Annotated in this window: 13 protein-coding genes; 3 read left to right on the forward strand and 10 right to left on the reverse strand. The window is 57.1% G+C overall.

The genetic code is table 11. The annotated features are described in order from the left end of the window. Window positions 1–4 precede the first annotated feature (4 nt). The 5 genes from ACN0WW_RS03800 to ACN0WW_RS03820 all read right to left on the reverse strand — a co-directional run bounded on the left by ACN0WW_RS03800 (window position 5) and on the right by ACN0WW_RS03820 (window position 5,477). On the reverse strand, window positions 5–562 hold the full coding sequence (locus ACN0WW_RS03800) for a TPM domain-containing protein (protein WP_417609535.1): 558 nt from the start codon (window positions 560–562) through the stop codon (window positions 5–7). Beyond that, window positions 546–1,331: a polyphosphate kinase 2 family protein gene (locus ACN0WW_RS03805; RefSeq protein ID WP_417609537.1), complete on the reverse strand. Its 786-nt coding sequence runs from the start codon at window positions 1,329–1,331 to the stop codon at window positions 546–548. The genes ACN0WW_RS03800 and ACN0WW_RS03805 overlap by 17 nt, the downstream gene beginning before the upstream one ends. A 221-nt stretch (window positions 1,332–1,552) precedes the next feature. After that, window positions 1,553–2,410 (reverse strand): alpha/beta fold hydrolase, encoded by an 858-nt coding sequence (locus tag ACN0WW_RS03810; RefSeq protein ID WP_417609539.1) that lies wholly within the window; start codon window positions 2,408–2,410, stop codon window positions 1,553–1,555. An 88-nt stretch (window positions 2,411–2,498) separates the two neighbouring features. Then, the gene (gene aspS / locus ACN0WW_RS03815) at window positions 2,499–4,283 is read right to left on the reverse strand and encodes an aspartate--tRNA ligase (RefSeq protein WP_417609541.1); all 1,785 of its coding nucleotides are present in this window, start codon (window positions 4,281–4,283) and stop codon (window positions 2,499–2,501) included. Window positions 4,284–4,613: 330 nt separating this feature from the next. Further along, window positions 4,614–5,477 (reverse strand): cupin-like domain-containing protein, encoded by an 864-nt coding sequence (locus ACN0WW_RS03820; RefSeq protein WP_417609543.1) that lies wholly within the window; start codon window positions 5,475–5,477, stop codon window positions 4,614–4,616. A 395-nt stretch (window positions 5,478–5,872) separates the two neighbouring features. Between ACN0WW_RS03820 and ACN0WW_RS03825 the strand changes: the two genes are divergently transcribed. Further along, the gene (locus ACN0WW_RS03825; RefSeq protein WP_417609545.1) at window positions 5,873–6,631 is read left to right on the forward strand and encodes a hypothetical protein; all 759 of its coding nucleotides are present in this window, start codon (window positions 5,873–5,875) and stop codon (window positions 6,629–6,631) included. Between the two features lie 360 nt (window positions 6,632–6,991). Here ACN0WW_RS03825 and ACN0WW_RS03830 read toward each other — a convergent pair whose 3' ends face one another. After that, the gene (locus ACN0WW_RS03830; RefSeq protein WP_417609547.1) at window positions 6,992–7,420 is read right to left on the reverse strand and encodes a MarR family winged helix-turn-helix transcriptional regulator; all 429 of its coding nucleotides are present in this window, start codon (window positions 7,418–7,420) and stop codon (window positions 6,992–6,994) included. Window positions 7,421–7,513: 93 nt separating this feature from the next. On the opposite strand from ACN0WW_RS03830, the gene ACN0WW_RS03835 reads away from it, so the two are divergent. After that, the gene (locus ACN0WW_RS03835; RefSeq protein WP_417609549.1) at window positions 7,514–7,960 is read left to right on the forward strand and encodes a hypothetical protein; all 447 of its coding nucleotides are present in this window, start codon (window positions 7,514–7,516) and stop codon (window positions 7,958–7,960) included. A gap of 90 nt (window positions 7,961–8,050) precedes the next feature. Here the strand turns inward: ACN0WW_RS03835 and ACN0WW_RS03840 are convergent, their stop codons facing one another. Continuing rightward, the gene (locus ACN0WW_RS03840; RefSeq protein ID WP_417609551.1) at window positions 8,051–9,565 is read right to left on the reverse strand and encodes an FAD-binding oxidoreductase; all 1,515 of its coding nucleotides are present in this window, start codon (window positions 9,563–9,565) and stop codon (window positions 8,051–8,053) included. Continuing rightward, window positions 9,565–9,897, reverse strand: coding sequence for a hypothetical protein (locus tag ACN0WW_RS03845; protein ID WP_417609553.1), 333 nt, complete (start codon window positions 9,895–9,897; stop codon window positions 9,565–9,567). The genes ACN0WW_RS03840 and ACN0WW_RS03845 overlap by 1 nt, the downstream gene beginning before the upstream one ends. A gap of 71 nt (window positions 9,898–9,968) precedes the next feature. Between ACN0WW_RS03845 and rnd the strand changes: the two genes are divergently transcribed. Continuing rightward, window positions 9,969–11,159, forward strand: coding sequence for a ribonuclease D (gene rnd / locus ACN0WW_RS03850; protein WP_417609555.1), 1,191 nt, complete (start codon window positions 9,969–9,971; stop codon window positions 11,157–11,159). 13 nt (window positions 11,160–11,172) lie between these two features. Here the strand turns inward: rnd and ACN0WW_RS03855 are convergent, their stop codons facing one another. Continuing rightward, on the reverse strand, window positions 11,173–12,693 hold the full coding sequence (locus ACN0WW_RS03855; protein WP_417609557.1) for a Ppx/GppA family phosphatase: 1,521 nt from the start codon (window positions 12,691–12,693) through the stop codon (window positions 11,173–11,175). Next, window positions 12,690–14,840: an RNA degradosome polyphosphate kinase gene (locus ACN0WW_RS03860; protein WP_417609762.1), complete on the reverse strand. Its 2,151-nt coding sequence runs from the start codon at window positions 14,838–14,840 to the stop codon at window positions 12,690–12,692. Before ACN0WW_RS03860 ends, ACN0WW_RS03855 begins: the two co-directional genes overlap by 4 nt. Window positions 14,841–14,862 lie beyond the last annotated feature (22 nt).

Raw genomic sequence — 14,862 nt, forward strand, 5'->3', positions numbered from 1 at the left:
CCCCTCAGTCGCTTTCAAGGGTGCTGGCGATGCGCGTGATGCCCTCTGAAACGCCGCTTTCATATTGTCCCTCTCGAAAATAGGGCAGGATGACGGTCTGGATGATGTTGCTCGCCTTCTGATCGGTTAGAACCGTTTCCAGGCCGCATGCTACCGCTATCCGGACTTCGCGTTCGTTCGGTGCGACCAGCAAAATGACGCCGTCATTTTCACCGACGCGTCCGACGCCCCATATATTGCCCAGCGCTCTCGTGTAGTCTGCAATCGGCACTTGATGCAGATTTTCGACGGTCACAACAACCACCTGGTGCTGCGTAGCGCTTTCCAGCTGCTGCAGCTGGCGGGCAATCTTCGCCTCCACAGCGGCGGACAAGATGTTGGCATGATCGGACACCCAGCCCAGATTGGTCACCAGTTCTGAACTGTCGATCTGAGGTTTCGGAAGGTCCCAGTGGCTACAGTCTTTTCTGACGACATCTTCCGGTGTGGCAGACGTGCAGCCCGTCAGACCGACAAGGCCCAAACAAAGCGCGGCCGATAGCCCTCTAATCCTCAGCCTCATAACCAAAAGCCTTTTCCGCCAGCTTCACCAGTTTCGGATCCGCTTCCGGCAACTCCTTGGGCAAGGCCGCCTCCAGCGTCTCGGCGACATGGGTCATGGAGGCGATGCGCGCCGATTTCTTGTCATTGCCGTCGATCACCTTCCATGGCGCCCAGCGGGTGTCGGTATATTCGAACATGTCATGCATGGCATCGAGATATTCACTGCGCTTTTCCCGGTTGCGAAAGTCCTCTTCGGTAATTTTCCAGCGCTTGTGCGGCGTGTCGAGCCGCTTGGCGAGCCGCGCGTCCTGCTCATCCTGAGTGACGTGGAAGAACAGCTTGACCAGATTGGTGCCGCCGTCGATCTGCTGCGCTTCAAATTCATTGATCTCGTCATAGCCGCGCTTCCATTCCGCCGGCTCGCAAAAGCCCTCGACCCGCTCGACCAGAACCCGGCCGTACCAGCTGCGATCAAAAACACCGATTTCGCGGCTGCCCGGCAGTTTCTGCCAGAAGCGCCACAGGAAGTGCCGGTCTTTCTCTTCCTTGGTCGGCGCGCCGATCGGCCAGACATCATAATAGCGCGGTTCCCATTGCCCGGTCATCCGGCGGATTGCACCGCCCTTGCCCGCAGCGTCCCAGCCCTCGAACACCAGGATCGATCGACAGCCATGGATGATATGCTTGAAATGGACCTGCGCGAGCCGGTCCTGCAAGGCCTCCAGTGCATCGTCATAATCGCCATCAAATTTGTCGCCAGATTCATAGTCGGACAGGTTTATGGTCATTTTCGCTCCAATTGGCGCGCGCCTGTCGAACCGGAGGGCAAGCAGCGCACATCGCATCTTTCGTTTGCGAACAGGCAGAGCCAAGTTCAATCCGAAAGCGGCAGTCTATATTAGGTTTACGGCGATCGCGAATCGGTTAACCATGCCCGTCCCTCGACGGGACAGTGGACAAGGGACTGACGCTCAATGACGCAGCGGCATATCCCGCACGATCGCTCCGCTCACCGCTCGCCGATGATCAGTTCCGCAATCCGCCCCGGATCCTGCATTGGCATGAAATGGGTCAGGTCGGCCAAATAGACGTCGCTGCCTTCGGCAAATCTGTTGGCCAGCGTCGGCGGCGTCGGCGAGCTGGCAAAGTCGAACATCTCGCCCGGCGCAAGCTGTGGTGCCCGCAGCACCTTCACTGGCTGGCGGATTTTTGCAATCAGCGGCCATGGGTCGATGGTCAGGCTGGTCGCATAGACGGAAGCCTCGGTTTTCGGGGGACAGGCCAGTTCAAATCCGCCTTCCCCATCGGGCAACAGGCCATATTCGCAATAGTCGCGCAGCACTGCCGGATCCCACAGACTATAGGGGTGGCGATTCTTGAACCGGTCAAACATCGCGTCCGGCCCGTCCCAGTGGTTGCGCCTTTTGCCAACCATTTCGCTGGTCGCACTGAAATCGGAGGGCTGTTGATAGGCTTCGCGCGGCATGATCACCGGGTCGACCAATGCGAGCTTCTTGATATTATCTGGCAATTGAGCGGCGGTCTGGACCAGGCAATGGCCGCCCATGCTGTGGCCGACGGCGATATCAAACGTGACGCCAAGCGATTTTACCAATTCCGTGGTTGCCCCGGCAATCATCGCCCAGTCGCTGATCTCCGGTCTGGCACTGCGGCCATGACCAAGCTGATCGACCGCAACGACATGGGTGCCCTTCGGAAAGGCATCCACGACCTTGTCCCAGCAGCGGGCATGGAAACCGGTCGCGTGCAGCAGCAGGATCGACAGGCCTTCGCCCGCCCTGCCCCATTCGAAATAGCAGATATCGCCGTGGGAGGACGGGAAATGATGTTCTTGCGGATTGGTCATGCGTTTGTTCCGTTAGCCCTGAGCCTGTCGAAGGGTGGCTCTCGTCGATAAGCGTGGTTCGACAGGCTCACCACTAACGGATTTGAGCTTAACCTTCCTTCGGCGGCTCGACCACGCGGATATGCAGTTCGCGCAGCTGTTTCATCGCCACCGGGCTCGGCGCATTCATCATCAGGTCTTCTGCCTTCTGATTCATCGGGAACAGCACGACTTCGCGGATATTCGGCTCGTCGGCGAGCATCATCACGATCCGGTCAACGCCCGGCGCCGATCCTCCATGCGGCGGCGCGCCATATTTGAGCGCGTTGATCATGCCGGAAAATTCGGTGTCGACCTGCTCCTTGGTATAGCCGGCAATCTCGAACGCCTTGTACATGATGTCGGGCCGGTGGTTCCGGATCGCGCCCGAGGACAGCTCAATCCCGTTGCAGACAATATCATATTGCCAGGCGAGAATATCCAGCGGATCCTTGGTTTCCAGCGCCTCCAGTTCGCCCTGCGGCATCGAGAAGGGATTGTGCGAAAAGTCCATTTTCTTCAGCTCGTCGTCATATTCGAACATCGGATAATCGACGATCCAGCAGAATTTGAAGGCATTCTTGTCGATCAGGTCAAGCTGTTCCGCCGCCCGGGTCCGCGCAACACCAGCCAGGCGGGCTGCTTCGGCTTCCTTGCCTGCCGCAAAGAAGACACCATCATCAGGCCCACAGCCGAGATCGGCGAGCAGCTTCGCCGTCCCCTCTTCGCCGTGGTTCTTGGCAATCGGGCCACCGGCCGCCCCGTCCTTCATGTTGATATAGCCCAGCCCGGCAAAGCCTTCGCTGCGCGCCCAGTTGTTCATGTCATCGAAGAATTTGCGGCTGTTCTTGCCCGCACCCGGCGCGACAAAGGCGCGCACGGTGCCGCCGGTTGAAGTGATCTTGTCGAACAGACCAAAGCCGGAGCCCTTGAAATGCTCGCTGACGTCCTGGATGATGATCGGGTTGCGCAGGTCCGGCTTGTCATTGCCATATTTCAGCATCGATTCCTTGTAGGGGATGCGCGGAAATTCACCGGCTGGCGTGACCGTACGGCCATTGGCAAATTCCTCGAACACGCCGGCCAGAACCGGCTCCAGCGTCTGGAAGACATCTTCCTGGGTGACAAAGCTCATTTCGAGATCGAGCTGGTAAAATTCGCCCGGCGAACGGTCGGCGCGGGCGTCTTCGTCGCGGAAACAGGGCGCGATCTGGAAATAGCGGTCGAAACCGGCGACCATCAGCATCTGCTTGAACATCTGCGGTGCCTGCGGCAGCGCGTAGAATTTGCCGGGATGAACGCGGCTCGGCACCAGATAGTCGCGCGCACCCTCTGGTGAAGACGCAGTCAGGATCGGCGTCTGGAATTCGGTAAAGCCCTGATCGGCCATCCGCTTGCGCAGGCTGGCGATCACCTTGGAGCGCAGCATCATATTGGCGTGCACCGACTCGCGCCGCAGATCGAGGAAGCGGTAGCGCAGACGGATATCCTCGGGATATTCCTGCTCGCCAAAAACCGGCATCGGCAATTCTTCTGCCGGTCCCTGCATGCTGACCGTATCGGCGACCAGTTCGACTTCGCCGGTCGGCAGGTTTGTGTTCACGGTTTCCTCGTCGCGAGCGACGACCTTGCCGGTGACCGTAACCACTGATTCCACGCGCGCCCCGTCCAGCATCTTGAACGCCTCGCTACCGGTTTCGCTGACAATCTGGGTCAGGCCAAAATGGTCGCGGAGGTCGACAAACAGCAGATTGCCGTGATCGCGCTTGCGGTGAATCCAGCCGGACAGCCGGACGGTCTCGCCAACGTCGGAGGAACGGAGCGCGGAACAATTGTGAGTGCGATATGCGTGCATGATGGACCTTTGGAAATTGGGTGCTTTCCTCAATGGAAAGATTGGAGGCGTAACACAGGTCTGCGGGCCATTTGTCAAGGCTTGAGATTGGTGGAACGGGCTGTGCTCCGCAGTTGATGAAGAGTCGTGGATGTCAGGGATATTCCGGAATCGGCCTCTAGCTTTAGCTTTCGTGAACGACAAAAATTGGGTGCGATGCGGACCGGCAGCTTTGAATTGAATTGTTGGCCGACCCCGGACATCAATCCATCAAAGATCCAAATTCTGCGCCAAACCTAGCGATGGCGCGTCGCATACTCTCTGCAACGGGCAGTTTGGTCGATGAGGGTGTTAGCCTCCCAACCGCGTAAGCGCGCGCTGGCAGTATGATTTGAGCTTATTGTCCTTAGGATAAATCGCCGTCGGTCGAGGCGATACACCGATCCGGCGCAGGCGCCGGTTGAAACGGCAGGCATCAGCATGGTGAAAACTCCATTCACTGCGCCAGGTCAGTGAGAGTGAGACCGAAACCTGATCATGTGTTTGAACCCAATGCGGAGCAAGTAAAGGCACGTAAATCGCTTCACCCGGGACGATTGAAATCGGGTATGCGCGAGCGGCCCACTCTTGCCGCCAGGGAAGATTGCGCGGGCCACCCGCGAAATATTGCTCGAAGAACTCCTGGCTGATGATGTCCGGATCTGCCACCGGGAACAGTGTCATCGTCTTAGATCCGCGTGCCTGAAACAGGATGTTATACTCCGGATCAAAATGCAGTGAAGTTATCGCGCGCGGACTGGATATGAAGATGAACCCTTCCGGGCGCAGCATAGAGCCTGTCTCCGGCACAACCAATGGTTCAATCTCGGCCAGCACATCGCGCATTAGCGAGGCATAGTTCGGATCCTCTTCGATTGACTTGAGTAAAACCCATGATCCGCATTCATGTATCTGAGCGATCGTATCGTGCACCGAAAGGCCATTGGCAGGCGTGTCGGCGTTGCTGATCCCCAGCGGCAAATCGACGGCAGCATTATGTTCCAGCTTCTCTGGACGCATCCGCGCCGCCAGTTCCGCAAGCGCCTCGATCTCAAGCAACGGATGGCCTGCAAGGCTATGGGTAAGATGCGCAGGCAAGGCGGGATAGGATGCGGCAAACACCTTATGAGCATCATCACTAAATACCGAACCTGCCATCATCTTCCGTTGCAACATTACCATTCTTTCCCCGCAACATTTTTAGCTAATCATGGTCACAGATTGTTTAAACGCCCTGAAGAGCCGTCGTACAGCCTTCACCATACCCAGAATATCAAATCCGCCACGTACCCGCGGTCCGCCTGAGCAACGCGTACGATAATATAAGCAGAGCTGAACAACGGGCATTTTTCTTGCGGCCCGTCCCGATTTTGGTCACTCCAGACACAATTTCTTTACAGATCAACCCTTCAACCATCGCTGGTCATATGGGGTCGGTAAAAGGTTGGGGAATATCTGATACCTTAACAGACAAGGTTACCTTGGTTGAACGATAAGGATGATCGTGTTTATAACTATCGCGAGTATCAAGGTTTGCACACCAGATCACTGCTTACCGGAGAGCCACTATCATGGAAAACATGCAAAAAGACACGGAAGCGCGCATTAGCGCCGCCGCAGATCACCAAAATTCGATAGTTGGCGCAAATTATAGATCAACCGACCTAATTCCAACCGAAATTTTGAGAAAATGGCTGATCATTTTTCCCATCATCATCGTTATATTGGGCTGTTTGCGCGAATGGTTGTTGCTTGCATATGGCGTTCAAGGCACCAGTATCCTGAGTCTCAACCGCGAACAAAATATCGGGGCTTGGTACAGTACCCTGCTGATTTTCTCCTGTGCATTCTTGTTGATGGTAGCCGGTCGCCGAGCTTCGCAAGAACGCAACCCTGATGCCCGCTACTGGTATATATTGGCCATAGTTTTTGTTGCCCTATCGTTTGACGAAGCCAGCAGCGTCCACGAAATGTTGATGGATGTCCTCCAGCCAGCTCTGCAAACTAGTGGGCCGCTCCTTTACGCCTGGGTTGTTCCGGCCCTTGTTCTGGTGCCGGTGTTTGGATTCCTATACATCCCGTTTCTTCGCCGGTTGAGGAAACCGTACGGCCTTTGGTTTTTTGGCTCGGGGGCAGTGTTTGTCGCCGGAGCTCTTGGGATGGAGATGATCGGCGGAATGTTCGAAGACAATGAAGTCGCGTTCACCTTATCCTTTTTGGTCGAAGAATCCCTCGAGCTGGCGGGTATGACTTCATTTTTCCTGGCGGTTATGGGCTATCTGACTACTGAGAAAACAGATCAACTGTCTGGAACTGAAGAAACTTTGTGAAGAAGTTTCCTTTTGTGGAGACCGGCAAGTTTCTTCCTTTGTAAATTCAGCCCAAAACACGGATGCTGGGCTAAAATCTCGGTCCGATGATCACCTTTATTGTATGGCAGGTTTCGGTAACTAATATCTATGCAAGAGAAGACCGCTACTGGGGCGGAAGCGGAATGACAGCTTCAGCAGATTTTTATCCAACAACCTAGACCAGCCTCAGCTTCACCCGCTCATCATTAGCAAACGCCTGCCGGTCCGCAGCATCCGGTGTCACCTACGCCTGCGCCAATTTCCAGTCGGCAAAATCCTGCTCGTAGTCCCGCCGCAAGCGCCGCCTGTCGAGATTGTTCGTCTGGCACTGAAATTGCCTCAGGCGCTCCCGGCTCGGTTTGCGGCGATAATCTTATGCATGGTCGTTACAAACTCAGCTTGCTCATGTTCGGAGAGACAGGAAAGCGTCTCCAAATTTTCCGCCATCGCGGCCTCGATCGCGGGCTCGCGCAAATCCCGTCCCCGTTCGGTCAGCCATATCCTTTGCACCCGCCCGTCGTTCGCATCTTTCTTGCGGATAATCAGTCCGTCGCGCTCCATGCGGGCAAGCGTGTTGGCCATCGTTGCCTGTTCGATATCCAGCCGCTCGACCAGTTGCTTCTGCGTCAATCCGTCGCTTTCCCAAAGCTCCAGCAGTGCCGGAAACGTGCCGGTGGTCAATCCCAGCGGTTTAATTCTGGCCGTCAATCCCCTCGCGAAGATACGCGCCAGATGGTTTGCGAGATATCCCGCCGACTGATTTTTCATGAAATCCATGGGTCACCCATTAGCACTTGCATAGCCTGCTATGCAATTATATATAGCGTGCTATGTATAATTCGGCAGAGAAGGAGAATCGCAATGCCCAAAATCATTCATCCCGTTGCAGGCGTGGTCGCTCTGCTTACGATCCTGACCTTCTGGCTCTCTACTGCTCTGTCGGAGATATTTGCCAGCGTGTCTGTCATCACAACGGTCAAAACCATGATCCCCTGGGGATTCTTGATATTGATCCCTGCGCTGATGGCGACCGGCGGGACCGGGTTTCAGCTTGGCAAAAAAATGCGCGGTCCGGTGCTCGCAGCGAAAAAGAAACGCATGCCTTTCATCGCTGCCAACGGTATCCTGATTTTGATACCCTCGGCGCTTTACCTCTCGTCCAAGGCGCAGGCCGGAGCATTTGATGCTGGGTTTTACGCCGTTCAGGCGCTCGAATTGCTCATTGGCGCGGTCAACATCACGCTGCTCGGCCTCAATCTGCGCGACGGGCTGATAATGACCGGTCGGCTGCGTCGGAAGGCGGCATGACCGGCAACGGTCCGCAACCGAAAAGTCGCAGGATTGTAACCGCCATTGTTGCCGCCTGCCCGACTTCGCCCGTCTCTTGGCAAGACCAGCCTAGATCAGCCCCAGCTTCACCAGTTCATCATTGGCAAAAACCTGCCGGTCTGCAGCATCCGGCATCACCTGCGCCTGGGCCCATTTCCAGTCGTCAAAATCCTTTCCGTAATCCTGCTGAACCCGCCATTCGTTGAGATTGTTGGTCTTGCCCCAGTGACGGGTAAAGGCGATGCCGGCGTCATCGAGCGCCTCGACCACCTTCTTATAGCCGCGATGGCTGGATTCGACATTCGGACCGTCAAAGTCGATGACGACATTGTCTGGCCAGCGGGCCGGTGCCAGCAGGCCTTTCGCCTTGCGGACAAAGCGCAGCGTAACCACTGTACCTCCTCCGCCGCGCCGGAAACTATCGATTATTAAATCAAAGACTTCGCTAAGCTTGTTTCGATCGATTGTTACTGAACCGTTGAACAGGCTGGCGATCGGCGCATGTTCTTCCGTGGTGCAGCCCCAGGTGGCGATCGCAGGCGGATCATCGACATCCCGGTTGTCGGGATAGGCTTGCTCCATGGCGAGCTGCAATATCTCCGCCTGGAAAAAGTCGCTTTCCGCCATCGCCTTGCCGAGCAGGGTCAGCGCATCATAACCCGCCCCCATCTCGCCCGGAGGCGGTGGCGGGATACTCGGATCATAGGGCCGTTTATACAGAAACCTCAGCAGCGCCTTTTTGTCGAAAGGGTCGAAAGGATTGAGGATAAGCTGCTGAAAATATGGCTCTTCATTCAATCCAAACGCGCAGGAAAATTTGCGGAATTCGCCGCGGCACAGCCAGTCGATATGTTCGCGGCGGATCTTTGCCGCTTTCTGGATATTCTGCACCATGTAGATGGGATCGGTCTCGATCAGCAACGCGGTGACAAAACCCATCGCCCCGACATGCAGCAGCGCCGCCGCAAAAATCCGGTCATCGCGAATGATTTCGGAGCCGGTCTGTGCGATAAAATCATCGGAAAGACAGGCTTGCGTCGGCTCGATCCACAATATCCGCTCCGGCGTGACCAGTTGCACGGCCCGGACGTGATCCTGAATGCCGCCCGCCTGCCAGACACTGCCGTGCGTTCCCGTCGCGCAAGCACCGGCAAAGCTCTGGCCATTGCTGGCGCCGCCGGTACGCAAGGAACGCCCCAGTTCCTCTGCGCTCTCATAAACCTCATCGACAGTGGCCCCTGCCTGCACCAGCAGCAGCGCTTCAGCCCCGATATCACAATCGGCATGCAGATTGCCGGCCCCGATCTTGAACGTCCGGTTGAGCCGCAATGTCTCGACCAGCCAGCCGTCCTCGACGACATTGATCGGCGATGGCGACCAGCCCGCTCCGATCGGCCGCACCGGTATCTGATATTGCCTGGCTTCCCTGAGCAGTGCCAGAACGGTTTCCGCAACGCCTTTCAGATGGGCGCGGCCGTTAGGCTGCTCGCCATTTATCAGTTCGATCCGGCTCTTCAGATTGCAGGCAGCGGTCTGGTGATAGTTGTTCCAGACCTGATGACCCAGATGCAGGACATGCGCCATCACGCTTCTCCGACGTCAAAATCGCCCGCATAGCAACGATAGGCGATACTGATCTTCCGGACAAAGCCCAGGGTCACCACACAGATCAATATGGCCTGCCCGGTCATGAAAAACCGCATATCGTTGATGCCAAGCCGGTAACAGTCGTCGGCTTGCAGCGATCGCCCGCGCCGCGAAGCGAAGCCCCAGGCCAATATCGTGATTTCAATCGTTTTCCCGCCGATCGGCCGGGGGTCCGCGACCGCCAGACAGGCGTCTCCCCATTGCGCCATGATCTGCCCCAGCAACAACAACGCCAGTACCGCGATCAAAATCAGTGACCAAAATGCCATGGTTTTCCCCCAATTTTATTCTGCGACCACGAATTGTTTGCGGGACGAGCCGCCCGCTGTATAGGACAAAAATGCACATCCATAATTTGTTGACGGACAATCAGGACATCGCCGACATCTGCGCCCGTTTCGCGACGGCCGATTTTGTCACGGTTGATACCGAGTTCATGCGCGAGAATACCTATTGGCCCATTCTCTGCCTGATCCAGATCTCCGACGGCAAGGAAGCGGCGGCGATTGACCCGCTCGCGAAAGGCGTTGACCTGGATCCGCTGCTGGACCTGATGGTCAACAACGAGGACGTGCTCAAGATTTTCCACGCTGGCGGACAGGACGTGGAAATCATCCATAATCTGACCGGCAAGACCCCGCACCCGATATTCGACACCCAGATCGCGGCCATGGCAATCGGCCAGAGCGAGCAGATCGGATATGCCAATCTGGTCGACAGCTGGCTCGGTATCAAGCTGGACAAGGGCGCTCGCTTCACCGACTGGTCGCGGCGCCCGCTGAACAAGCGCCAGCTCGAATATGCCATCGCCGACGTCACCCATCTCGCAACCATCTTTCCCAAGATGCTGGACAAGTTGAAGGAAACCGGTCGCGGCCGGTGGATCAATGCAGAGATGGAGAAGCTCGCCGACCCGGAAAATTACGTCAACGATCCGGAAAAGGCCTGGCTGCGCGTCAAGTCGCAAGGCCGCAATCTCGATATGCTCGGCAGATTGAAAACGCTGGCGGCCTGGCGGGAAAGAGAAGCACAATCGAAAGATCTGCCGCGCGGACGGATCATGCGCGATGAAACGCTGGCAGACATCGCCGCTCATCCACCCAGGGACCAGGCCAAGCTGGGACAGGTGCGCGGGCTGTCGGCTGGCTGGAAGAATAACGACATCGGCGCGCGTTTGATGGACGTTCTCGATCAGGCACAGCCACTGTCACGGGATGATCTGCCGGAGAAAAATGGCCGACGCCCCAAGACCGGAAAATCCAACGCGCTGGTCACTGACCTCCTGAAATTGCTGCTCAAGATCCGCTCGGCGGAGATGAATGTCGCATCCCGCCTGCTCGCCCGGGCGGACGATCTGGACCGGATCGTCGCGGGCGAACGCGAAGATGTCCCGCTGCTCGAGGGCTGGCGCTACGAAGAATTTGGCCGCGATGCCCTCGATCTGGTGGAAGGCCGGGTGAGCTTCACGGTAAAGGACGGCAAGTTAAAAATGACGCACCAGCAACAAGGCGACACCACCGTCACGGAATAGCCGACGTCAGACGCTAAACGCTCTTCATGACGGGTTCCAGGCCCAGTATGTTCGCCAGATGGCCGTGCCTCTTGGCCACCGCATCACCGTATAGATGAACCAGTTCACTGGCGATTGTAAGCTCCAGTTTCTTCCCGGTCTTGCGGATATGGGTCTGCTCCAGCGGATTGCGGGTGCCGCCGCTCAACCGTTGCCCCAGACGCATCGCAAGCCCCCAGCTGATCGCGCGCTGCGTCGCTTCTTCGCTGGCCAGCTTCCCGCCACCGGGAAAGACATTATTGCCGCCGCCGAAACTGGTGTAGAGCGCCTGCCCCAGCATCTCTCTCTCCGGCCCGCTGATCCCGACCCAGTTGCCGTGCAGTCCGATTTCGAGACCCCGTTCGGCCCGGAAATTGGGGTTGGCTCGCCACGCCACATCGCCCAAATTGCAGGCGGCCTGGCGGATCCGGTGCCATTCCACCGGATCGTCGGAGAAAATCTCGGCAATCCATTTGCCCAGCAGCTTGCTGTTCGCGGGGAACCGGGATTGCGCAGCACCGGCATCCTCCGTTCCCAGCAACAGCGGATCCCGGGCCGCTTCCTGCTTGTTGATATTCTGGAACAGCAAGCCTTCGCGCACGCCGTAAGCGGAAACAACCATCTTGCTGCTGTTCAGATAGCGGACCAGCATCGACAGCAGCCAGGCGGCATCCTTCAATGTCGGAATGCGGGACGAGGACAGCCCCGGCACGTTTTTGAGCTTGTCCCGGTTCAATTGGGCCAGCCGGCTGACCAGCCGCTGCGCCCGCCGCGGCTCCATCTCATATTTGTGGATGACGGGCAGCGGATAATGGCTGTCAAACATATCCAGCCGCGCCAGAGATCTCCATGATCCGCCAACCAGATAAAAGGGAAGCTCCTGAGCCTGCTTGTCCCAGCCGGTCTTTTTCAGCATTTTGCGAACCTGGCGCTTAAGCTTGTCCTGTCCCTTGCTCCGCAGATCGGCCACTCTCAGCACCCCTAGCGGAAAGGAATAGCGTTCCAGCACCCGGCCATCATCAACCAGAGCAAGCTCCAGACTGCCTCCGCCGAGATCGCCGACGATTCCCTTCGCTTCCGGGATGCCGGAAATGACGCCAAGTGCCGCCAGCTCCGCTTCTTCTTCTCCCTGCAAGACCTGCACATCATAGCCGATGGACCGCGCCGCTTTCAGCAAATCCTTGCCGTTGCTGGCATCGCGCACTGCGGCGGTAGCGAAGGCCTTGATGCTGTCGACTTCCATTTCCATGCACAGCCGATGAAAGCGCTCAAGGCCGCGGATCGCCAGCATCATGGATTCCTTGGCGATCGCGCCGGTGGTCGACAATTCCCGGCCCAGACCGGCCATCACTTTTTCGTTGAACAATATCGCCGGGACCCGCACCGGGCCCTGATAGACCACCAGACGAATGGAATTGGAGCCGATATCGACGATAGCCGTTCGCTGGCTGGCGTGTTTCTTCCGCGCTTGCCCGGACCGGGTGATGATCTCCTTGTCCATCAGGAGCTCGGTCACGCCTTTTTCTTGCGGCGGCGCAAGCTGAGGCGGGGAACGGCGTTGCTCTTCTTGAGCGCCTTGCCTCGTCCCGACAAAGAGGGATTGGTCATGAAATAGCGGTGCAGATTGAACGGCTTGTCCGAGGGAACCACCCGGGTGTAGCTGCCGTCGGCATTGAGTTCCCAACTCTGCTCATCGTCGATCAGATTGGCGACCATGACCTGATCCAAGATCTGGTCATGAACCGTCGCGTTGGTTATCGGCATCATATATTCCACTCGCCGGTCAAGGTTGCGCGGCATCCAGTCGGCCGAGGAAATGTAGAGCTTTGCTTCGTCGTTCGGCAATTCTCGGCCATTGCCAAAAGCCCAGATACGGCTGTGCTCGAGAAAACGCCCGACCACCGATTTCACCCGGATATGATCGGACATGCCCGGAACGTCGGGCCTCAGACAGCAAATGCCACGGACCACCAGATCAATTTCGACGCCGGCATTGCTCGCTTGATAGAGTTTCTCGATCAGCGCCGGATCAACCAGTGAATTCATTTTTGCCCAGACCATACCCGGCTTGCCAGCGCGGACATTGTCAATTTCCTGATCGATCAATCCCATCAGGTCGCTGCGCATGTCCCGGGGCGACATGGAAATAAGTTCCAGCGCCTTCGGCTCGACATAGCCGGTGATATAGTTGAACAATTGTGCGGCATCGCGCGCGGCCCGCGGATCAGCGGTAAAGAAGCTGAGATCGGTATATATTTTGGCGGTTATCGGGTGATAATTCCCGGTGCCAAAATGACAATAGGTACGATAGCCTTCCTGCTCTTTACGCACGACCATCGAAATCTTCGCATGGGTTTTCCATTCGATAAAGCCGTAGACCACCTGCACACCTGCGCGTTCCAGAGCGCTCGCCCAGAGCAGATTCTGCTCTTCGTCAAAGCGGGCCTTCAGCTCGACGATTGCCGTCACCGATTTCCCGGCTTCGGCCGCGTCGATCAGCGCACGGATAACAGCGGACTGCTTGCCGGCTCGATACAAAGTCTGTTTGATCGCCACCACATCCGGATCGGCAGCGGCCTGCCGCAGAAATTCGATCACCACCTCGAACGATTCATACGGGTGATGCACCAATATGTCCTTGTCACGGATGGCTGCGAAACAGTCGCCGCCATGATCCCGGATACGCTCGGGGAAACGCGGGCTATAGGGCGTAAACTTGAGGTCGGGACGATCTTCTTCGACCAGGATATCAAGGTCACCGACGCCAACCAGACCATTGATCCGGCTTTCGGTAGCCCCATCATGCAGCAGATGCTCGCGGAGCATCGCAACAACCGGCTCGGCAAGATTGGGCCCCATCTCCAGCCGGATCACATCGCCGCGCCGACGGCGTTTGATTGCACTGCGGAAATAGCGAACCAGGTCTTCGGCTTCTTCTTCCACCTCGATATCGCTGTCGCGGATGATCCGGAACAGACCGCTGCTTTTCACGGTATAGCCGGGAAAGAGAATATCGGAAAACTCCTCAATCACAGTTTCGACCGACACGTAGACAGCCGATTCTCCGGGCAAACGGATGAAGCGGGGAAGGCCCGACGGGATCATCACCAGCTCCCGTATCCCCTGATGATCCGACTCCCGCACGAGATCGAAAACCACGCTCAGTCCCTTATTGGGTATGAATGGAAACGGATGGGCCGGATCAAGCGCTTGCGGTGTCAGCACCGGGAATATCTGGTCGATGAAATGCTGTCGCAGCCAGGCCTGCGAAGAATCGGAGAGCGCGGCCACATTTGAAACAAAGATATCCTCATCAGCCAGTGTCTTGGAGAGGGATGACCATACGCGTTGTTGATGCGTGACAAGAGAATCGGTGCGCGCCGCGATCGCTTCGAGCTGCTGGGTCGCCGTCAGGCCGTCGGCTGATCGTTCCTCGATCTTCTGACGATATTGGCCCACCAGTCCGGCAAAGCGAACCATGAAAAATTCATCCAGATTGCTGCCCGAAATCGACAGGAAACGCAGCCGCTCGAGCAAGGGATGAGCGCTGTTTTCGGCCTCTTCGATAACTCGCTCATTAAAGCCCAGCCAGCTTATTTCCCGGTTGAAATAGCGCTTGCCATCATCCTCGACCGATGGAGAATCGATGTCGTCCCCTGTCATGAGGTCCGCACCCAGCGATTCG

The organism is Parasphingorhabdus sp., from assembly GCF_048269865.1.
In the GTDB taxonomy this organism is placed as follows: domain Bacteria; phylum Pseudomonadota; class Alphaproteobacteria; order Sphingomonadales; family Sphingomonadaceae; genus Parasphingorhabdus.

Bases quoted from the DNA above. Each gene is read 5' to 3' on its own strand.
- ACN0WW_RS03820 (WP_417609543.1), bottom strand. From the start codon at position 5,477: ATGTTGCAACGGAAGATGATGGCAGGTTCGGTATTTAGTGATGATGCT.
- rnd (WP_417609555.1), top strand. From the start codon at position 9,969: ATGCACATCCATAATTTGTTGACGGACAATCAGGACATCGCCGACATC.
- ACN0WW_RS03835 (WP_417609549.1), top strand. From the start codon at position 7,514: ATGCCCAAAATCATTCATCCCGTTGCAGGCGTGGTCGCTCTGCTTACG.
- ACN0WW_RS03805 (WP_417609537.1), bottom strand. From the start codon at position 1,331: ATGACCATAAACCTGTCCGACTATGAATCTGGCGACAAATTTGATGGC.
- ACN0WW_RS03840 (WP_417609551.1), bottom strand. From the start codon at position 9,565: ATGGCGCATGTCCTGCATCTGGGTCATCAGGTCTGGAACAACTATCAC.
- ACN0WW_RS03800 (WP_417609535.1), bottom strand. From the start codon at position 562: ATGAGGCTGAGGATTAGAGGGCTATCGGCCGCGCTTTGTTTGGGCCTT.
- ACN0WW_RS03825 (WP_417609545.1), top strand. From the start codon at position 5,873: ATGGAAAACATGCAAAAAGACACGGAAGCGCGCATTAGCGCCGCCGCA.
- ACN0WW_RS03845 (WP_417609553.1), bottom strand. From the start codon at position 9,897: ATGGCATTTTGGTCACTGATTTTGATCGCGGTACTGGCGTTGTTGTTG.
- aspS (WP_417609541.1), bottom strand. From the start codon at position 4,283: ATGCACGCATATCGCACTCACAATTGTTCCGCGCTCCGTTCCTCCGAC.
- ACN0WW_RS03830 (WP_417609547.1), bottom strand. From the start codon at position 7,420: ATGAAAAATCAGTCGGCGGGATATCTCGCAAACCATCTGGCGCGTATC.
- ACN0WW_RS03860 (WP_417609762.1), bottom strand. From the start codon at position 14,840: ATGACAGGGGACGACATCGATTCTCCATCGGTCGAGGATGATGGCAAG.
- ACN0WW_RS03810 (WP_417609539.1), bottom strand. From the start codon at position 2,410: ATGACCAATCCGCAAGAACATCATTTCCCGTCCTCCCACGGCGATATC.